The 19,847-nt window shown below is 69.0% G+C and carries 17 protein-coding genes, 1 tRNA gene, 1 pseudogene and 1 riboswitch; of the genes and pseudogenes, 10 read left to right on the top strand and 9 right to left on the bottom strand.

What is annotated here, in order from left to right:
- Positions 1–44: 44 nt before the first annotated feature.
- From ppk1 to C7456_RS16760, 8 genes are all read left to right on the top strand, one after another.
- Positions 45–2,147, top strand: coding sequence for a polyphosphate kinase 1 (gene ppk1, locus C7456_RS00560; protein WP_109721831.1), 2,103 nt, complete (start codon positions 45–47; stop codon positions 2,145–2,147).
- 136 nt (positions 2,148–2,283) lie between these two features.
- Positions 2,284–3,783, top strand: coding sequence for a Ppx/GppA phosphatase family protein (locus C7456_RS00555; RefSeq protein WP_425454610.1), 1,500 nt, complete (start codon positions 2,284–2,286; stop codon positions 3,781–3,783).
- Positions 3,784–3,849: 66 nt separating this feature from the next.
- Entirely contained in the window at positions 3,850–4,536 is a 687-nt protein-coding gene (locus C7456_RS00550; protein ID WP_109722103.1) for a peptidylprolyl isomerase, read from the top strand.
- Between the two features lie 3 nt (positions 4,537–4,539).
- Positions 4,540–5,268: a UDP-2,3-diacylglucosamine diphosphatase gene (lpxH, locus tag C7456_RS00545; RefSeq protein ID WP_109721830.1), complete on the top strand. Its 729-nt coding sequence runs from the start codon at positions 4,540–4,542 to the stop codon at positions 5,266–5,268.
- 178 nt (positions 5,269–5,446) lie between these two features.
- Positions 5,447–6,919, top strand: coding sequence for a GGDEF domain-containing protein (locus C7456_RS00540; RefSeq protein WP_109721829.1), 1,473 nt, complete (start codon positions 5,447–5,449; stop codon positions 6,917–6,919).
- Positions 6,920–7,152: 233 nt separating this feature from the next.
- Complete coding sequence (locus tag C7456_RS00535) at positions 7,153–7,383, top strand: helix-turn-helix domain-containing protein (protein WP_109721828.1); 231 nt, start codon at positions 7,153–7,155, stop codon at positions 7,381–7,383.
- On the top strand, positions 7,380–7,766 hold the full coding sequence (locus tag C7456_RS16765) for a hypothetical protein (RefSeq protein WP_139942795.1): 387 nt from the start codon (positions 7,380–7,382) through the stop codon (positions 7,764–7,766). Before C7456_RS00535 ends, C7456_RS16765 begins: the two co-directional genes overlap by 4 nt.
- Complete coding sequence (locus C7456_RS16760) at positions 7,750–8,055, top strand: hypothetical protein (RefSeq protein ID WP_170120137.1); 306 nt, start codon at positions 7,750–7,752, stop codon at positions 8,053–8,055. Before C7456_RS16765 ends, C7456_RS16760 begins: the two co-directional genes overlap by 17 nt.
- Here the strand turns inward: C7456_RS16760 and C7456_RS00530 are convergent.
- Positions 8,052–8,813, bottom strand: coding sequence for a DNA methyltransferase (locus tag C7456_RS00530; protein ID WP_109721827.1), 762 nt, complete (start codon positions 8,811–8,813; stop codon positions 8,052–8,054). The genes C7456_RS16760 and C7456_RS00530 overlap by 4 nt on opposite strands.
- A gap of 201 nt (positions 8,814–9,014) precedes the next feature.
- Complete coding sequence (locus C7456_RS00525; protein WP_245889727.1) at positions 9,015–9,317, bottom strand: integrase core domain-containing protein; 303 nt, start codon at positions 9,315–9,317, stop codon at positions 9,015–9,017.
- A gap of 96 nt (positions 9,318–9,413) precedes the next feature.
- Here C7456_RS00525 and C7456_RS00520 point away from each other — a divergent pair.
- A pseudogene (locus tag C7456_RS00520) lies at positions 9,414–9,944 on the top strand (DDE-type integrase/transposase/recombinase); the annotation flags it as partial.
- Positions 9,945–10,375: 431 nt separating this feature from the next.
- On the opposite strand, the gene C7456_RS00515 reads toward C7456_RS00520, so the two are convergent.
- The 7 genes from C7456_RS00515 to C7456_RS00485 form a co-directional block, all read right to left on the bottom strand.
- Positions 10,376–10,468, bottom strand: a tRNA-Ser gene (locus C7456_RS00515).
- A 69-nt stretch (positions 10,469–10,537) separates the two neighbouring features.
- Positions 10,538–10,741 (bottom strand): carbon storage regulator CsrA, encoded by a 204-nt coding sequence (csrA, locus tag C7456_RS00510; RefSeq protein ID WP_109721825.1) that lies wholly within the window; start codon positions 10,739–10,741, stop codon positions 10,538–10,540.
- A gap of 249 nt (positions 10,742–10,990) precedes the next feature.
- Positions 10,991–13,633 carry an alanine--tRNA ligase gene (gene alaS / locus C7456_RS00505; protein ID WP_109721824.1) on the bottom strand — a complete coding sequence of 881 codons (2,643 nt, stop codon included), beginning with the start codon at positions 13,631–13,633 and terminating at the stop codon, positions 10,991–10,993.
- Between the two features lie 67 nt (positions 13,634–13,700).
- Positions 13,701–14,216 carry a regulatory protein RecX gene (locus C7456_RS00500; RefSeq protein WP_109721823.1) on the bottom strand — a complete coding sequence of 172 codons (516 nt, stop codon included), beginning with the start codon at positions 14,214–14,216 and terminating at the stop codon, positions 13,701–13,703.
- Between the two features lie 160 nt (positions 14,217–14,376).
- A complete protein-coding gene (gene recA / locus C7456_RS00495) occupies positions 14,377–15,408 on the bottom strand; it encodes a recombinase RecA (protein ID WP_109721822.1) in 1,032 nt (343 codons plus the stop codon).
- Between the two features lie 132 nt (positions 15,409–15,540).
- Entirely contained in the window at positions 15,541–16,050 is a 510-nt protein-coding gene (locus C7456_RS00490) for a CinA family protein (protein ID WP_109721821.1), read from the bottom strand.
- Between the two features lie 65 nt (positions 16,051–16,115).
- The gene (locus C7456_RS00485; RefSeq protein WP_109721820.1) at positions 16,116–16,556 is read right to left on the bottom strand and encodes a VOC family protein; all 441 of its coding nucleotides are present in this window, start codon (positions 16,554–16,556) and stop codon (positions 16,116–16,118) included.
- Positions 16,557–16,733: 177 nt separating this feature from the next.
- Positions 16,734–16,829, top strand: a riboswitch (glycine riboswitch).
- Between the two features lie 40 nt (positions 16,830–16,869).
- Here C7456_RS00485 and gcvP point away from each other — a divergent pair.
- Complete coding sequence (gene gcvP / locus C7456_RS00480) at positions 16,870–19,806, top strand: aminomethyl-transferring glycine dehydrogenase (RefSeq protein ID WP_109721819.1); 2,937 nt, start codon at positions 16,870–16,872, stop codon at positions 19,804–19,806.
- Positions 19,807–19,847 lie beyond the last annotated feature (41 nt).

Genomic DNA, 19,847 nt, shown 5'->3' with positions numbered 1-19,847 from the left:
CACTGCGGCATGTACTGCCCGCCGGCATCGGCCAGAATGACCGCATGACCCGCAAGCCCCCGCCGACCGCCGCCCTCGCCACCCCCGACCTGGCCGCGCCCGAGCTGTACCTGAGCCGCGAGCTGGCCGCGCTGGAGTTCAACTTCCGCGTGCTGGCGATGGCGCACGATCCCGCCGTGCCGCTGCTGGAACGGCTGCGCTACCTCAGCATCGTGGCCAACAACCTCGACGAGTTCTTCGAGGTGCGCGTGGCGATGCTCAAGCACCACCACATGTACGGCTCGGCGGCGCCGGGGCCGGACGGCATCCCTTCCGGCGAGCTGCTCGCGCGCATCCGCGCCCGCGTGCTCGACCTGGTCGGCGAGCAGTACGCCACCTGGCGCGGCGAGCTGGGGCCGCAGCTGGAGGCCGAGGGCATCCGCTTCCTCACCCGCGACCGCTGGAGCGAGCGCCAGCGCCGCTGGCTGCAGGGCTACTTCGAGCACGAGGTGCTGCCGGTGCTGTCGCCGCTGGGGCTGGACCCGGCGCACCCGTTCCCGCGCATCCTCAACAAGACGCTCAACATCGCGGTGGTGCTCAAGGGCCGCGACGCCTTCGGCCACGAGGGGCACATGGCGCTGGTGCGCGCGCCGCGCTCGCTGCCGCGGATCATCCGCATCCCGCCCGAGGTGGACGGCGGCGGCGACGACTTCGTGTTCCTGGCCGAGCTGCTGCAGGCCTTCGTCGACCTGATGTTCCCCGGCTTCAAGGTGGTCGGCTCCTACCAGTTCCGCGTCACCCGCAACAGCGAGCTGATGGTGGAGGAGGCCGAGGTGGAGAACCTGGCCCGCGCGCTCAGCGAGGAGCTGGCCGGGCGCGGCTACGCGCGGCCGGTGCGGCTGGAGATCGCCGACGACTGCCCGAAGGCGATCACCCGGATGCTGGTCAACAACTTCGAGCTGGAGGAGGCCGACGTCTACCGCTGCGACGGCCCGGTGAACATCATCCGCGCCGGGCTGGTGTACGACTGGGTGGACCGGCCCGACCTCAAGTTCCCGCGCTTCACCCCGCGCCAGCCGCCGGCGATCGGGCCGGGGCGCTGCATGTTCGAGGCGATCGGCCAGCGCGACGTGCTGCTGCACCATCCCTACGAGAGCTTCGGCGCGGTGGTCGAGCTGCTGCGCCAGGCCAGCGCCGACCCGGACGTGCTGGCGATCAAGCAGACGCTCTACCGCGCCGGCGAGGACACCCCGCTGGTGGACCTGCTGGTGGAGGCCGCGCGCAACGGCAAGGACGTCACCGTGGTGATCGAGCTGCGCGCGCGCTTCGACGAGGAGGCCAACATCCGCCTCGCCACGCGCCTGCAGGAGGTGGGCGTGCAGGTGGTGTACGGCGTGGTGGGCTACAAGACCCACGCCAAGATGATGCTGATCGTGCGCCGCGAGGGCGGCGCGCTGCGCCGCTACGCGCACCTGTCCACCGGCAACTACCACCAGGCCAACAGCCGCGTGTACACCGACATCGGCCTGATGACCGCGCAGCCGGAGATCACCGAGGACCTGCACAAGGTGTTCCAGCAGCTCTCCGGGCTGGGGCCGGTGATCCACCTCCGGCGCCTGCTGCAGTCGCCGTTCACGCTGTACAAGAGCGTGATGGCGAAGATCGAGCGCGAGACCGCGCACGCCCAGGCCGGCAAGCCGGCGCGCATCGTCGCCAAGCTCAACGCGCTCAACGAGGCGCACGTGATCCAGGCGCTGTACCGCGCCTCGCAGGCCGGCGTGGAGATCGACCTGATCGTGCGCGGCGCCTGCACCCTGCGCCCCGGGCTGCCGGGCGTCTCCGAGCGCATCCGCGTGCGCTCCATCGTCGGCCGCTTCCTCGAGCACAGCCGCGTGTACTGGTTCTACAACGACGGCGACAGCGAGCTGTACTGCGGCAGCGCCGACTGGATGGAGCGCAACCTGATGCGCCGCATCGAGGTGGCCTTCCCGATCCTCGACCCGGCGCTGGCCGCGCGCGTGTTCGAGGAGACGCTGGCCAACGGCCTGGCCGACAACACCCAGGCCTGGCTGCTCGGCGGCGACGGCCGCTACGTGCGCGCCACGCCCGGCGAGCAGCCGCCGCACAACGCGCAGCAGACCCTGCTGGAGCGGCTGTGCGGCGCGTGACGCGGCGTTCCGGCGCGGCCGCGCGCCGCGCATGCCGCACGCGGCCCGCGGCGACGGGTCCCGCCGCGGTCGCGCCACGGCATGCGAGAATCCCGGCCTCGTCCGCAAGGAGCACCGCGTGAGCCAAGGCGACCAGATGCAGATCCGCGACGGCGAGCTGATCGCCGCCGTCGACCTCGGCTCCAACAGCTTCCACATGGTGGTGGCCCGCGTCGAGCACGGCGAGCCGCGGGTGATCGACCGCCTGCGCGACACCGTGCGCCTGGCCGCCGGCCTGCGCGCCGACGGCACGCTGGACACCGCCCACCGCGCCCGCGCGCTGGCCTCCCTGGCCCGCTTCGGCCAGCGCATCGCCGGCATCCCGTCGGCGCGCGTGCGCGCGGTGGCGACCAACACGGTGCGCCGGCTGGCCTCGCCGCAGGCCTTCCTGGCCGCGGCGGAGTCCGCGCTGGGCCATCCGGTGGAGATCGTCTCCGGCCGCGAGGAGGGCCGCCTGATCTTCCTCGGCGTGGCGCACGACCTGCCCGCCTCGCGCGAGCCGCGGCTGGTGATCGACGTCGGCGGCGGCAGCACCGAATTCATCATCGGCCGCGGCGTGGCGCCGCTGCACACCGAGAGCGTGCAGGCCGGCTGCATCGCCTCCACGCTGCACTTCTTCCCCGGCGGCAAGCTCACCCGCAAGCGCTGGCAGCGCGCGCGCGCCGAGCTGGGCGTGCTGCTGCAGCAGTTCGCCGAGGACTACCGCGAGTCGGGCTGGCAGGACACCTACGGCTCCTCCGGCAGCGCCAAGGCGATCGGCTCGGTGGTGCAGGCGATGAAGCTCTCCGACGACGGCGTCACCCCGGCCGCGCTCGCCGCCGTGCGCGACGCGCTGATCGAGCAGGGCCAGGTCGAGGCGATCCGCCTGCCCGGCCTGACCGAGGACCGCGCGCCGGTGATCGCCGGCGCGGTGGCGATCTTCGAGGCGGCGTTCGAGGCGCTGGGCATCGAGCGCATGCGCGTGTGCGAGAGTTCGATGCGCGAGGGCCTGCTGTGGGACCTGCTCGGCCGCGCCGGCGGCAGCGACCCGCGCACCGCCAGCATCGACGCGCTGGCGAACCGCTACGGCGTCGACCGCGCGCAGGCGCGCCGGGTGGAAGCCACCGCGCTGCAGCTGTTCGACCAGGTGGCGCCGGCGTGGAAGCTGGACGGCGAGGCGCGCGAGTGGCTGTCCTGGGCCGCGCGCGTGCACGAGATCGGCCTGGCCATCGCGCACAGCCAGCACCACCACCACGGCGCCTACATCCTGCGCCATGCCGACCTGGCCGGCTTCTCGCGGCAGGAACAGCAGCTGCTCGCCGCCATCGTCGAATCGCACCGGCGCAAGCCGGACAAGGCGGTGTTCTCCGCGCTGCCGCAGCGCTACCGCCAGCTGGCCCGGCAGATCACCGCGCTGCTGCGCCTGGCCGTGCTGTTCCGCCGCGCGCGGCGCGCCGAGTCGCTGCCGCCGCTCAGGCTCGCCGCCACCAGCCAGCGCCTGCGCCTGGCGCTGCCCGCCGCGTGGCTGGAGCAGCACCCGCTCAGCGAGGCCGACCTGGAGCAGGAGCGCGCGCCGATGGCCGAGCTCGGCCTCGCGCTCGCCATCCTGCCGACCTGAGCGCAGGGTCCATGCGGCGCCATGCGCGCGTATCATGCGCGGATGCCGCCGACCTTCCGTGACGCCATGAACCGTTTCCTGCCCGCCTCGCTGCTGCTCTGCCTGTCCCTCGCCGCGGGAGCCCAGACCGCGCCGGCCGCGCCGCACCCGCAGGTGCTGCTGCACACCAGCCAGGGCGACATCACGCTGGAGCTGTACCCGGACAAGGCGCCCAAGAGCGTGGCCAACTTCCTGCAGTACGTGCGCAGCGGCTTCTACGCCGGCACGGTGTTCCACCGCGCCATTCCCGGCTACCTGGTGCAGGGCGGCCTGTACACCCGCGACCTGCAACCCAAGCGCACCCACGCCGCGGTGCCCAGCGAGGCCGACAACGGCCTGTCCAACCTGCGCGGCACCGTGGCGGTGGCGCGCGGCGCCGACCCCAACTCGGGCACCGCGCAGTTCTTCATCAACCTGGTCGACAACCGCCGCCTGGACTACGCCGGCAACCAGAGCAGCCTGACCTGGGGCTACGCGGTGTTCGGCAAGGTGGCCAAGGGCATGGACGTGGTCGACAGGATCGCCGCGCTGCCCACGCGCGGGCTCGGCCCCTTCGCCAACGACGTGCCCGACCCGCTGGTGGTGATCGAGAGCGCCAGCGTGGTCGGCGAGGCCGCCCCGGCCGGCAGCGCGGCGCCGGCGGCCGCTCCCGCCGTCCCGTCCGCCACGGCCAGGCCCGCCGCGCCGGCCAAGACGGGCAAGGCCAGGCACTGAGCCATGGCCAGCCTGTTCATCGCCGACCTGCACCTGGACGACAGCCGGCCGCGGATCACCGAGCTGTTCGAGCGCTACCTCGCCGGCGACGAGGTGCGGCAGGCCGACGCCCTCTACATCCTGGGCGACCTGGTCGAGGCCTGGATCGGCGACGACGACGACGCCGAGCTGCCCGCGCGCATCGCCCGCGCCACGCGCGCGGTGCGCGAGGCCGGCGTGCCGGTGTACTTCATGGCGGGCAACCGCGACTTCCTGCTCGGCGAGGACTACGCCCGCCGCGCCGGCTTCGAGCTGCTGCAGGACGGTATCGTGCACGACCTGTACGGCCGCCCCACCCTGCTGATGCACGGCGACGTGCTGTGCACCGACGACCTCGCCTACCAGGCCGTGCGCCGGCAGGTGCGCACGCCGGAGTGGAAGGCGCAGATCCTCGCCATGCCGCTGGAGGCGCGCCGCGCCTTCGCCGCCAAGGCGCGCGCCGACAGCAAGGCGCACACCGGCAGCACCATGGAAAGCATCATGGACGTCAACGCCGATGCCGTCGCCGGGGCGATGCGCAAGGCCGGCGTCACGCGGCTGATCCACGGCCACACCCACCGCCCCGCGATCCACCGCTTCGAGCTCGACGGCCGCCCCGCCGAGCGCATCGTGCTGGGCGACTGGTACGAGCAGGGCTCGGTGCTGCGGGTGGCGCCCGAGGGCGTGGAGCTGCGCGGGCTGGCGCCGGGCTGAGCCGCGCCGCGCCCTTCCGGCGACCTGCCTCGCAGGATCCGCAGGACGCCCTTTACTTCCCGCGCCGCCCTGGCCGAGGATTGCAGCCGCCGCCCCGCGCCGGTGCCGCATGGCGGCCCACGCTGCGCCGTTGCAGCGAAGGCCTCGGTTCGACGGGCACCACCCAGGACCGCTGGCCATGAAAACCCAGCAGTGGACGCCCCGCATCTACGCGCTGCTCCTCGCCGCCCAGCTGTGGGTGGTCGCGCTGGCGCCGGCCGACGCCCTGCTGCGCAGCTACCTGCTGGTCGTGGCGATGTACGGCCTGACGCTCTGCCTGTGCTGGCAGCGCAGCCGGCTCAGCGTCACCCACAACCGGCCCTTCTGGCGCATCCTGCTGCTGGCCCTGTGCGCCAAGCTGGCGGCCTACGCCCTGCTCGCGGCCGACGCCTGGGTCCACACCGACGGCACCCTGGTGGCCGTCGACCCGGCGTTCCATTTCTGCGTGTCCGCCCTGCTGATGGTGGTCGCCGCCTCCTACAACCCCGGCTCGCCGGTCGCGCGCTGGACCAACCTGATCGACGGCATCCTCGCCGCGTCGATCGCCTGGCTGTTCTACGACCTGCTCCACGTCCAGCTGCCGCCCTCCGGCCAGAGCCCGGCGGCGGCCCTGTTCCTGTCGCGCATGTTCGACGGCATGGACCTCTTCGTCGCCGCCTTCGCCACGCTGCGCCTGCTGGCCAGCCGGCGCGCCGACGAGCGGCGCTTCTTCTTCGTGCTGGCCAGCTACGCCTGGCTGGACGCGCTCTGCGCCGGCGCGCACAACCGCCTCATCCTCGCCAGCGAGTCCTACCTGCCCGAGCTGCTCCATGCCGTGCCGCCCGCCGTGCTCGGCGTCCTGCTGAGCCGCCGCAGGGCATGGCTGCGCGGCTACCGGCCGTCGCGGCTGACCGTCAACCTGACGGCGAGCATCGTGCCCTTCGCGCTGAGCCTGGCGCTCACCGGGCTGGCGCTCGTGCTGCTGCCCTCCGAGCCCGTGCTGGCGCGCGTCATGATCCTGCTCGCCGTGGTGGCCTACGGCGCGCGCAACGCGCTGCTCACCGCCCACCACCTGTCGGTGGAGGACGAGCGGCGCGTCCTGCGCCGCAGCCTGCAGCAGTCGGTCTTCCAGGACGAACTGACCGGACTGGCCAACCGGCGCGGCATCCAGCGCGCGCTCGAGCGCGCCTGGGAGCGCGCCGTCGAGCAGGGCGAGGCCCTGGCGGTGGCGATGATGGACATCGACCACTTCAAGGCGTTCAACGACACCTACGGCCACCTGGCCGGCGACGACTGCCTTTCGGCGGTGGGCGCGACGCTGCGGAACGGCGCCCTCGCGCACGCGGGCGTCACGGTCGGCCGCTACGGCGGCGAGGAATTCCTGATGCTGTTCGAGGGAACGGCCGCCGAAAGGGCCGGCGAGATCGTCGAGGCGCTGCGCGCCCGGGTCGGCGGGTTGCAGATCCTGCACGCCGGCAACCACCCGTCCCGCACCGTCACCGCGAGCGCGGGCGTCGCCGCGTTCCAGCGTGGCCGGCACCGCGACCTGGAAAGGCTGCTCAAGGCGGCGGACGAGGCGCTCTACGAGGCGAAGGCGGCAGGGCGCAATCGGCTTGGTAGGGCGGAGGGCTGAGCGCACGGATACGCTCATAACAAAAGCCCCGACGTCTCAGGGCCCTTGATCGACTTGGCGAAAGTACGGAGGGACGTGATCGTAACCCACAACCCCAACGCCTGTCGGTTCCCAAAACGTGCCCCTGAAACGTGTCCCGAACTTCGTCCGCCTTGCTAGTTGCCGTCAAGGTCAACCATGGCCGCCATGATCCTGATTTGGGATATCCAAATTCAGGATAGGACGATGGGCGCATGCCGAGAGATGATCGCTACAACCGCCTTGAAAAGGCCCTCACTGAGGCACGCACTCGCCGAGGTCTTACCCAGCAACAGGTCGCAACTGCGCTTGGTCGCCCTCAATCGTTCGTGTCCAAATATGAATCGGGCGAGCGCGGGCTCGATGTTGTCGAGTTCCTCGATGTGTGCACCGTTCTCGGCATTGACCCAATGGACGTTATTGCCGAAATCGGTAGGACAGGATGAGCGACAAGAAGCCTTTAATTTTCGAACGCTGGGGTATCACCGAAGAAAACCTTAGCGACCTTATTGATCAAAATCCTAGTTTGCGCGGAATGATTTTAGGCTATGTGGCTGAGCGCAAATTTCACGACGCTTTTTTGGATCACCCCTCCATCACCGAAGTGGACAAGGACGACGACCATGACCGTAAGAAGAAGGGAGATAGGCGGATCAAATATAAGGGCCAAACACTCACGATTGAGGTTAAGAGCCTGCAAACAGCGATGTGTCGACAGGCAGAAGATGGGCGTTGGACGGGTAAAGCGCAGGTGGACGGGAGTGATCGGCGGATTGTCAAATTCCCCAGACGGCACCGAACTCAACACCACCTTGCTCCTTCGCGGTGAATTTGATTTGCTTGCCGTCAACTGCTTCGCGTTTGGTGATACGTGGAAATTTGCCTTTGCAAAAAACCGCGACCTGCCCACCTCGACATTCAAGAAATACACCCCAGCGCAACGCGAACAACTCATCGCTTCACTGGTTCCGGTCGAGTGGCCGCCACGCCCTCCATTCACCGAAAATCCCTTCGAACTCTTAGACGAGCTGGTAAACGAGCGGAACCAAGACGGCCCCATTATTATTGAAAAAACTAACCGGGACGACGGGAAGGATACCGTAATTGTTACCGATTAGCTTTTCATCTGCAAAACGGTCTTGCCTTTTGGCACCTTCACGAACACCAAGAAATAACTATGATTCTTGCGAGCGTGGACCTGTTTTTTTAACCGTGATACACTCGCATTCAAACGCATCGTTACGAAGATATCCTTGGCATAAAAACCTATTTTTTCGTAATGGTTGATTATCTCAACGTGCGTCAACCATTGACGATTTGCCGAGACCTCATCTTGACATTTGACAATATAAACGCCTTTCGGCTTCAAAACTCGGTGAGCTTCCTCTCCCGCACGGTAGTATAAATCGACTACCGCCGCGTGGTATTTGGGACCTTCACCATGCGTCTCATCCCCGTTCGAGTAGTAGCTACGGAATGCGGAATGAGACCCTCCGCCTGCTTTGTGCTCCTTAGACGCACGAAGCAGACCTTCCATATAGGGAGGATCGAGGACGGCGGCATCTAGACTTTCAGAGTCATACGGCAGCTTGCGGCAATCGATGCCTTGCGCGATGTCAGTCGCCAACAGCTCATATTTCGATAGGTCGACCTTTTTCCAGAACACACCACTACCGTAGGTCGTGTCTGCAATCTTCGCCCCCTCGGGAACATGTAGCGCCAAAATCTGGGGAAATACGTCAGCATTCCCCGAAAAATGCGCCGACATCACAACATCGCTCGTCGCCACTCCCCCCTGCGTCCGCTTTTTCTTCTTCGCCCCAACTTCGGTTTCACTTGCTACATCTAACAAATCCAACTGCTTATCTTTCTTCATTGCGATTCTCGTGGTGGCGCCTCACGCATGCGCTATAACGTGCGATGTTCTCAGAATCTGAGGCATGCACGGAGTTGACCGACAGTTTGCAGCAGTGCGTCATTGTAAGGTCAGACCTGGGCGGCAGCACTCCCCGGAACCTAGCGTGTGAAGGCTCGCCGCTTCGGAAGCGTTGTAATGACCCAGCGGTTTCTGCACAGGTCATGGCCCTAAAGCATACGCCTCGGCGGATGTCTTCATGCCCTGCGCTTGGTGCGGACGCCGGTGGTTGTAGAACTGGCTCCAGTCGCCGATCACGCGGCTGGCGTGCTGCTGGCTTTCGAAGCGATGGCGGTAGGCGCACTGCTCCTTCAGCGTGCGGATGAGACGCTCCACCATCCCGTTCTGCTGCGGGCAGTGCGGGGTGAACTCCTGGCGCACACCGTAGCTGCGCACCCGCCGGATGCAGTCGCGGCTGATGAACACCAGGCCGTTGTCCGAGCGCAGCAGGAAGGGGCTCTGCACCCGTTCCAACGTTCCGAAGCGGATGATCAGCGCCTGCTCCAGCGCCGCCGCCGTACTGGCCTTGCCGCTGCGCGAGAGCTGCCAGCCCAGCAGCTGAGTGGGAGCACGTTACGCTATTCGCCGCGCCCGGGCCGGGACGTGGCGTTGCGCCAGAAGATCATCGCCCTGGCGCATCGGCATCGCCGCTGCGGCGTGGGGATGATCCATCTCCAGTTGCGCCAGGTGGGTGAGAGAACAAACTACAAGCGGGTCGAGCGGCTAAACCGCAAAGCCCATCTGCAGACTCGCCGGCGCAAGCGCAAGAAGATCCCGATCGGCGAACGGCAGCCGCTGGAACGCCCCGCGCAAGCCAACGAAGTGTGGTCGATGGACTTCGTGTTCGACCGCACGGCCGACAGTCGCGTGATCAAGTGCCTGACCGTCGTCGACGACGCCACGCACGAAGCGGTCGAGATCGAGACGGAGCGTGCGATTTCCGGCCACTGCGTCGTCCGCGTGCTCGAACGTCTGGCGTTGAGCCGAGGATTGCCGAAGGTCATCCGCTCGGACAATGGCAAGGAGTTCTGCGGGAGAACCATGGTCACGTGGGCTCACGAGCGCGGCGTGCTACTGCGCCTGATTGAACCGCCCCGGCTTTGTCGGAGGCTCCGAACCTTGAGAGGATGGAGCGATGACGAAGCAGAAGTGTTCGAAGGAAGTCCGGGAGCGAGCTGCGCGCATGGTGCGGCAGCACCAGAGCCTGACCATCCGTCGGAGTGGGCCACGATCCAGTCGGTGGCCGCCAAGCTCGGTTGCACACCGCAGACACAGCACAACTGACTGCGTAAGGTGCAGCCGGAGGCCGGGCAGCGCGAAAGCCTGACGGTCGCGGTTCATCCCCTCATGGCGCTTGGCCTTGAGGATCATTGACGCAGTTGGAACGCTATCCCTAGCCATACTCAGCCCCCTGTAGATAGTTGGGGATGCGCATATCGGCTCGCTTGTGGAGCGATATTTGGAGCGACAAGCCCTTCCTCAGAAAAGCAAAAACCCCTGTAGAAACAGGGGTTTCTCGGTACTGGCGGAGAGAGAGGGATTCGAACCCTCGATAAGGCTTTTGACCCTATACTCCCTTAGCAGGGGAGCCCCTTCGGCCTCTCGGGCATCTCTCCGGGTATGATCCGCCTTGCGGCGGAGCCGGCAAGAATACCGGCCGCGGCGGTCGAGGTAAAGCCTCCGGCTCAGTGGTCGCCGGATTCGCCCGGCGTGGCCTCGCCCTCGTGCTCGCCCTTGATGCGCTGGTAGATCTCTTCGCGATGCACGGCTACGTTCTTGGGCGCATTGATGCCGATGCGCACCTGGTTGCCCTTTACGCCGAGAACGGTGACGGTCACCTCGTCGCCGATCATCAGGGTTTCACCGACCCTGCGGGTCAGAATCAACATGTTTGTACTCCATGATGCTGTTGGTCTCAGGCCTGCATGGCGGGAGACCTCACCCCTGAGTCCCGACGCCAGACAGCTCGACGTTGTGTCCGTCGAAGGCCCTACCGCCTTCCCCGGCGCGCGATTCGGCGCGAGGCGCCGGACCGGTGCGATTGCCGTCTTTGACAATGCACATTCGTAGGATACTAGCCGAGCGCCGAGCAGACACGCAACGCATTTACCCGGCAGTCACCCCCTATGACTTATGGCCTATGCAGCCGCCCCCAGCTGCGTGGAAAGCCATTCCGGGAGTGCCGACAGCAGCTGCGGCAGCTGTGCGCTGTCGCTGCCGCCACCCTGCGCCAGGTCCGGCCGACCGCCGCCCTTGCCGTCGATCTGCCGGGCGACGTGGGCCACCACGTCGCCCGCCTTGATGCGGCCCAGCGCCGCGCCGTGCACGCCGGCCACCAGGGACACCTTGCCGTCGGCGGCGCCGGCCAGCAGCACCACGCAATTCTTCAGCTGCTGCTTGAGCTGGTCCACGCTGTCGCGCAGCGCCTTGGCGTCGAAGCCCTCCAGCCGCGCCGCCACCACCTTGATGCCGTCCACGTCGCGGGCGGAACCGGCGAGGTCCGCGGTGGCCGAGCCAGCCGCCTTGGCGCGCAGCGACTCCAGCTCGCGCTCCAGCCTCTTCTGCCGATCGAGCAGCTGGCGCAGCTTCTCCACCGCGTCGTCGCCGCCGCTGGACAGCAGCTGCGACAGCTCGCCCAGGCGGCGCTCCTCGTCGGCCACGTAGGCCAGCGCGCCGTCGCCGGTCACCGCCTCGATGCGGCGCACGCCGGAGGCCACGCCGGACTCGGCGACGATCTTGAACAGGCCGATGTCGCCGGTGCGGCCCACGTGCGTGCCGCCGCACAGCTCGGTGGAGAACTCGCCCATCCTCAGCACGCGCACCTCGTCGCCGTACTTCTCGCCGAACAGCGCCATCGCGCCGAAGGCGATGGCGTCGTCGTAGGCCATGTGGCGCACCTCGGCCTCGGCGTTGCGGCGCACCTCGGCGTTCACCAGCGCCTCGATCCGCGCCAGTTCCTCGCGGCCCACCGGCTTGTGGTGGGCGAAGTCGAAGCGCAGGCGGTCGGGTGCCACCAGCGAGCCCTTCTGCGTGACGTGCGTGCCCAGCACCTTGCGCAGCGCAGCGTGCAGCAGGTGGGTGGCGGAGTGGTTGAGCACGATGGCCTGGCGGCGCGCGGCGTCCACCTGCGCGTCCACCGCGTCGCCGGCCTTCAGCGGCCGCGCGCCGTGCCAGCGGCCGGCATGGCCGAAGAACACGCCGCCCATCTTGATCGTGTCGCGCACCTCGAAGCGGCCGTTGCCGTTGGCCAGCGCGCCGGTGTCGCCCACCTGGCCGCCGGATTCGGCGTAGAACGGCGTGCGGTCGAGGATCACCAGGCCTTCCTCGCCCTCGGCGAGCTCGGCCACCTGCTTGCCCTCGCGCACGATGCCGGCCACCTTGCAGCCCTGCGTGGCCAGCGTCTCGTAGCCGAGGAAGGCGGTGGGCGCGAGCTGGCTGGCCAGCTCGGCCGGCATCTGGCCCTTGGCCTCGAAGCGGCTGGCGGCGCGGGCGCGCTCGCGCTGCTGCTCCATCGCCTGCTCGAAGCCGGCCATGTCCACCGAGAGGCCGCGCTCGCGCGCGATGTCGGCGGTGAGGTCGACCGGGAAGCCGTAGGTGTCGTACAGGCGGAAGGCGTCGGCGCCGGGGATCGTGCTGCCCGACTTCGCGGCCACCTCGTCGAACACGCGCATGCCGTGCTCCAGCGTCTCGCCGAAGCGCTGCTCCTCGGTGCGCAGGGCGTCCTCGACGAAGCGCTGCTTCTCCTTCAGCTCCGGGTAGGCCTCGCCCATCTCCTCGACCAGCGGCTGCACCATCTTCCAGAAGAAGTCGCCGCGCACGCCGAGCATCCAGCCGTGCCGCAGCGCGCGGCGGATGATGCGGCGCAGCACGTAACCGCGCCCCTCGTTCGACGGCAGCACGCCGTCCACGATCAGGAAGCTGCACGCGCGGATATGGTCGGCGATCACGCGCAGCGACTTGTTGGCGAGATCCCCGGTGCCGGTCAGTCCCGCCGCGACCCGGATCAGGTGCTGGAACAGGTCGATCTCGTAGTTGGAGTGCACGTGCTGCAGCACGGCGGCCAGGCGCTCCAGGCCCATGCCGGTGTCCACGCAGGGCGCCGGCAGCGGGGTGAGCGTGCCGTCCGGCGCGCGGTCGAACTGCATGAACACCAGGTTCCAGATCTCGATGTAGCGGTCGCCGTCCTCGTCCGGCGAGCCGGGCGGGCCGCCGGCGACCTCCGGGCCGTGGTCGTAGAAGATCTCGGTGCAGGGGCCGCACGGGCCGGTGTCGGCCATCTGCCAGAAGTTGTCGGAGGCGAACGGCGCGCCCTTGTTGTCGCCGATGCGCACGATGCGCCCGGCCGGCACGCCGATCTCCTCGTGCCAGATCCGGTAGGCCTCGTCGTCGGTGTGGTAGACGGTGACCCACAGCCGCTCGGCCGGCAGCTTGAACACCTGGGTGAGCAGCTCCCACGCCCAGGCGATCGCCTCGCGCTTGAAGTAGTCGCCGAACGACCAGTTGCCCAGCATCTCGAAGAAGGTGTGGTGGCGCGCGGTGTAGCCCACCGAATCCAGGTCGTTGTGCTTGCCGCCCGCGCGCAGGCAGCGCTGCACGTCGGCGGCGCGCACGTAGGGCAGCTTCTCCGAGCCCAGGAACACGTTCTTGAACTGCACCATGCCGGAGTTGGTGAACAGCAGCGTCGGGTCGCTGGCGGGCACCAGCGAGCTGGACGGCACGATGGTGTGGCCCTTCGCGCGGAAGAAGTCGAGGAAGGCGGAGCGGATGTCGGCGGTTTTCATGCGTCGTGGCGGCAAGCTGCGAAAAAGGCCACGCCGCGGCGACGCCGGATGGCCGGCTTCCCGGGCGTCAGGAATCGGCGTCGGCGTCGTCCACGTCGGCGTGGGTAACACGCCGTACTGTGGCGGCGGAGAAGCCCCGGCGCAAGAGGAACTGGGCGCGGCGGGCCCGTTCGGCGGGATCGGCGGCCCTGCCGGCGGGGCCGAAGCGGCGTTGCAGCTGGGCCGTCGCCGCGGCGTCCCAGTCGGCCTCGGCGGCCTCCAGCAGGGCGCGGATGCGCGCGTCCGGCAGGCCGTGGTTCTTGAGTTCCGCGCGCAGCCGGGCCGGGCCGTAGCCCTGGGCGATGCGGTTGCGGATCAGCACCTCGGCGAAGCGCCCGTCGTCCTGGTAGCGCTGCTCGCCCAGGCGGGCCAGCGCCTCGTCGGCCTCGTCGCCGGCGTAGCCGCCGCGCCGCAGCTTCTGGCCCAGCTCGCGGCGGGAATGCTCGCGGCGCGCGAGCAGGCCCAGCGCCTTGGCGTAGGCGCTGGGCTTGGATTTGTCGGCGCTTTTCGGGCTGGCGTCGGGATCGGCGGATTTGCGCTTCATGCTCCTGGCCTGCTCTTCCCGCCGGGGGAAGAGGACGGAGGTGAGTGGCAGGCTGGTTTCTGCCCGGCAACGGAGCCGGCCTTGGCCACCGTTTGCGCAGGGCCGGCCCCTCACCCTGGCCCTCTCCCCGGCGGGGAGAGGGAACAGCAAGGACGGGGCGTTACGCTTCCTCCACCTCGACCGCCGGCAGCGGCGAGTTGCCGCCGTTCACCAGCAGGCGCGCGCGCAGCTCGCGGTCGATCTCGTCGGCGACGGCCGGGTTGTCCTTGAGGAACTGGCGCACGTTCTCCTTGCCCTGGCCGATGCGCTCGCCCTTGTAGCTGTACCAGGCGCCGGACTTGTCGATCAGGCCCTGCGCCACGCCCAGCTCGATGATCTCGCCCTCGCGCGAGGTGCCCTCGCCGTAGAGGATCTCGAACTCGGCCTGTCGGAACGGCGGCGCCACCTTGTTCTTGACCACCTTGACGCGGGTCTCCGAGCCGATCACCTCCTCGCCCTTCTTCACCGCGCCGATGCGGCGGATGTCCAGGCGCACCGAGGCGTAGAACTTCAGCGCGTTGCCGCCGGTGGTGGTCTCGGGGTTGCCGAACATCACGCCGATCTTCATGCGGATCTGGTTGATGAAGATGACCAGGCAGTTGGACTTCTTGATGTTGGCGGTGAGCTTGCGCAGCGCCTGGCTCATCAGGCGCGCGTGCAGGCCGACGTGGGAGTCGCCCATCTCGCCCTCGATCTCGGCCTTGGGCGTGAGCGCGGCCACCGAGTCCACCACCACCACGTCCACCGCGCCCGAGCGCACCAGCATGTCGGCGATCTCCAGCGCCTGCTCGCCGGTGTCGGGCTGGCTGACCAGCAGGTCGTCCACGTTGACGCCCAGCTTGGCGGCGTAGGAGGGATCGAGCGCGTGCTCGGCGTCGACGAAGGCGGCGGTGCCGCCGTTCTTCTGGCAGTTGGCGATCACCTGCAGGGTGAGCGTGGTCTTGCCGGAGGACTCCGGGCCGTAGATCTCGATCACGCGGCCGCGCGGCAGGCCGCCCACGCCGAGCGCGATGTCCAGGCCCAGCGAGCCGGTGGACACGGTGTCGACCGCGTCGTCGCTGCGGTCGCCCAGGCGCATCACCGCGCCCTTGCCGAACTGCTTTTCGATCTGGCCGAGGGCCGAGGCGAGGGCCTTGCGCTTGTTGTCATCCATCACGGTAAGTCTCTGGTTGGGATGTGGAATGGAGGGCATGATGCCCATCCGTCGTCTCACGGGCTGCGATAAGCCGGCAGGCCACGAAGTATCCCACAGCGGTCAAGCCGGTCCGGGGCGGCGCGCGGCTCGTCAGGCTGTCAGCGCTTTCCGCACGCCGACGAGCGCCGCCGCCACGGTCTGTCGCCGCACCGCCTCGCGGTCGCCGGGGAAGTGGAACAGCTGCGCGTGGGCGTAGCCGCCGCGGCGCTTCCAGCCGATCCACACGGTGCCCACCGGCTTGTCCGGCGTGCCGCCGGAGGGGCCGGCGATGCCGGTGACCGCCACCGCCACGCCGGCGCCGAAGCGCGCCAGTGCGCCGGAGACCATCTCCAGCGCGGTCTCCTCGCTCACCGCGCCCAGGCGCTCCAGCGTGCGCGGGTTGACGCCCAGCAGCGCCTCCTTGGCCTCATAGCTGTAGGCCACCACGCCGGCCTCGAACCAGGCCGAGCTGCCCGGCAGGTCGGTCAGCGTCTTGGCAATCCAGCCGCCGGTGCAGGATTCGGCGGTGACCAGCATCAGCTTCTGCTGGCGCACCTCCGCAGCCACCTGTTCGGCCAGGTCGCGCAGTTCGGCGTCGGAAGGCAGGGCGGGCACGTTCATCGGCGGCGGGGAGCAAGGCGGGGAAGCCCCAGCATAGCGGTTCGGCGGGAGCGGCGGCGCGGCCCCTACGTGCCCGCGCTGCCGTCCGCCGGCGGCGAAATGGCCGGGCCCTTCAGCTCGACCATGTTGCCCTGCGGGTCGTACAGGTACAGCGAGGGCCCCTCGCCCTCCGCGCCGTAGCGCAGCCCGGTCTCGCCCACGCACGCGCCGTGGGCTTCGAGGTGGGCACGGATGGCGGCCTCGTCGTAACCCTCCACGCTGAGGCACACGTGATCCACGTTGTGCCCCTCGGCGCCGGGCGCCGCGCCGCCCTGGCGTCCGAGCTTGCCGTCGACGCCGACCAGGTCGATCAGCGAGGCGCCGGCACGCAGCTGCACCAGGCCGAGCTCGTCCTGGCGCCGCTCCACGCGGCAGCCGAGCACGTCGCAGTAGAAGGCCTGCATCGCGGCCAGGTCGCGCACGCGAAGCACCACATGGTCGAGCTGGCGGAGCCTGAAGGGGGGCATGGTGTCCGCTCCGGGCGTCGGGGAAGGCGCCTAGTTGAACGCGCGGCGCGGCGGCCGGCAACAGCCGGCCCGCGGGCTGTATAATCCGGCGCTTGGCACACGGTGGGAGAAGCGGCGAGCAGCCGCTGCCGAAGGCGCAACGCCCGTAATCGCTCAGGCCCCGATACCACCGCGCGCAAGACACACTCTGGAGAGACCGGTTCGATCCGGCGCCGAAGGGGCACGAAGCGTCCGCGCTTCCAAACTCTCAGGCAAAAGGACAGAGGGGCGCCCCGCGTGCGGCTTCGCACGTTGCCTGTCGGACGCCCTTGCCATGAGCCAGAACACTTCCCTGCGCGACCTCGAAGACCACGGCGCCTTCGTCGAGCGCCACATCGGCCCCAACGACGCCGAGATCGCGCAGATGCTGCGCGTGGTCGGCCACGATTCGCTGGAATCGCTGACCGACGCGATCGTGCCGGCCAGCATCAAGTCCGCCGCGCCGCTGGCCCTGCCCGCCGCGGTCACCGAGGTGGAGGCGCTGGCGAAGATCCGCGCCATCGCCGCCAGGAACCAGGTGTTCCGCAGCTTCATCGGCCAGGGCTACTACGGCACCCACACGCCCAACGTCATCCTGCGCAACATCCTGGAGAACCCGGCCTGGTACACCGCCTACACGCCGTACCAGGCGGAGATCTCGCAGGGCCGCATGGAGGCGCTGATCAACTTCCAGACCCTGTGCGCCGACCTGACCGGCATGGAGATCGCCAACGCATCCCTGCTCGACGAGGGCACCGCGGCGGCCGAGGCGATGACGCTGGCCAGGCGCTCGGCCAAGAGCAAGTCCAACGTGTTCTTCGTGTCCCGGGGCGTGCACCCGCAGACGCTGGAGGTGCTGCGCACCCGCGCCGAGCCGCTGGGCATCGCGCTGCACGTGGGCGAGGACGCCGAGGCGGCCACGGTGGACAGCTTCGGCATCCTCTTGCAGTACCCGGACACCTTCGGCCGCATCGGCGACTACCGTGCGCTGGCCGAGGCCGCGCACGCGCGCGGCGCGCTGGTGGCGGTGGCGACCGACCTGCTGGCGCTCACCCTGATCGCCGCACCCGGCGAGTGGGGCGCGGACATCGTGGTGGGCAACAGCCAGCGCTTCGGCGTGCCGTTCGGCTTCGGCGGCCCGCACGCGGCCTTCATGGCCTGCCGCGACGCCTACAAGCGCAACATGCCCGGCCGCCTGATCGGCGTGTCGATCGACGCCGAGGGCAACAAGGCCTACCGCCTCACCCTGCAGACCCGCGAGCAGCACATCCGCCGCGAGAAGGCCACCTCCAACATCTGCACCGCGCAGGTGCTGCTGGCGGTGATGGCCTCGATGTACGCGGTCTACCACGGCCCCGAGGGGCTGACCCGGATCGCCCGCCGCACCCACCGCCTGGCCGCGATCCTGGCTGCCGCGCTGCGCAAGGCCGGCGTCGCCGTGGGCGGCGACTTCTTCGACACCCTGCACGTCACCGGCGTCGACGCCGCGGCGGTCCACGCCAGGGCTGAGGCGGCGCGCATCAACCTGCGCCGCATCGACGCCGGCAGCCTGGGCATCAGCCTGGACGAGACCACCACCCGCGAGGACGTGGCGGCGCTGGCCGCCCTGTTCGGCACCGACGCGGGCGACATCGACGCGCTCGACGCCGCCACGCCGGACGCACTGCCGGCCGCCCTGCGGCGCAAGAGCAAGTTCCTCGCCCACCCGGTGTTCAACACCCACCACAGCGAGCACGAGCTGCTGCGCTACATGCGCCAGCTCGCCGACAAGGACCTGGCGATGGACCGCACGATGATCCCGCTGGGCTCGTGCACCATGAAGCTCAACGCCACCGCCGAGATGATCCCGGTGACCTGGCCTGAGTTCGCCAACATCCACCCGCTCGCCCCCGCCGCGCAGACGCAGGGCTACAAGGAGCTGATCGACGGCCTGGAGGCGATGCTGGTGGAATGCACCGGCTACGACGCGGTGAGCCTGCAACCCAACTCCGGCGCGCAGGGCGAGTACGCGGGCCTGCTGGCGATCCGTGCCTACCACCGCGCGCGCGGCGAGGGCCACCGCGACATCTGCCTGATCCCGGAGTCCGCCCACGGCACCAACCCGGCCTCCGCGCAGCTGTGCGGCATGCAGGTGGTGGTGACCAAGTGCGACGCCAACGGCAACGTGGACGTGGAGGACATCCGCCGCGCGGCCGAGAAGTATTCCGACCGCCTCGCCGCGATCATGATGACCTACCCCTCCACCCACGGCGTGTTCGAGGAGGACGTGGTGGAGATCTGCCAGATCGTGCACAGGCACGGCGGCCAGGTGTACACCGACGGCGCCAACATGAACGCGCTGGTCGGCCTGGCCAAGCCGGGCAAGTGGGGCTCGGACGTCTCGCACCTCAACCTGCACAAGACCTTCTGCATCCCGCACGGCGGCGGCGGTCCGGGCGCGGGGCCGTGCGCGGTGAAATCGCATCTGGCTCCGTTCCTGCCGCGTACTTATGCCGACATCCATGTCGGCGAAGATCAAAAAGCGGCCATCCATGGCCGCACTTCTCAACAAAACCACGTGGGCATGGTCTCCGCCGCCAGCTTCGGCTCGGCCTCGATCCTGCCGATCAGCTGGATGTACATCACCCTGATGGGCGCCGCCGGGCTGCGCAAGGCCACCCAGGTCGCGCTGCTCAACGCCAACTACGTCGCCAGGCGGCTGGCGCCGCACTACGAGACGCTCTACACCGGCCGCAACGGCCTGGTGGCGCACGAGTGCATCCTCGACCTGCGCCCGCTCAAGGACGCCACCGGGATCAGCGCCGAGGACGTGGCCAAGCGCCTGATCGACTTCGGCTTCCACGCGCCCACGCTGTCCTTCCCGGTGGCCGGCACGCTGATGGTCGAGCCGACCGAGAGCGAGTCCAAGCACGAGCTGGACCGCTTCGTCGACGCGATGATCCAGATCCGCGAGGAGATCCGCGCGGTGGAGCAGGGCAAGCTCGACCGCGAGGACAACCCGCTCAAGCACGCCCCGCACACCGCCACCCAGGTGTCCGCGACCGCGTGGACCCACGCCTACCCGCGCGAGCTGGCCGCCTTCCCGCTGCCCTCGCTGAAGCGGCAGAAGTACTGGCCCCCGGTGGCGCGCGTGGACAACGTCTACGGCGACAAGAACGTGTTCTGCAGCTGCGTGCCGGTGGAGGCGTTCAAGGGCGAGATCGAGGCCTTCAGCGAGCCGAACGTGGCCTGACACGCCCGATCATCCACGCTTCGAGGCAAAGGCCCCGTGGG

The sequence above is a fragment of the Fulvimonas soli genome (genome assembly GCF_003148905.1).
GTDB classification, from domain to species: Bacteria; Pseudomonadota; Gammaproteobacteria; order Xanthomonadales; family Rhodanobacteraceae; genus Fulvimonas; species Fulvimonas soli.
The sequence above is the reverse complement of the archived record's forward strand: the minus strand, read 5'-3'. Positions and strand labels throughout refer to the sequence as shown.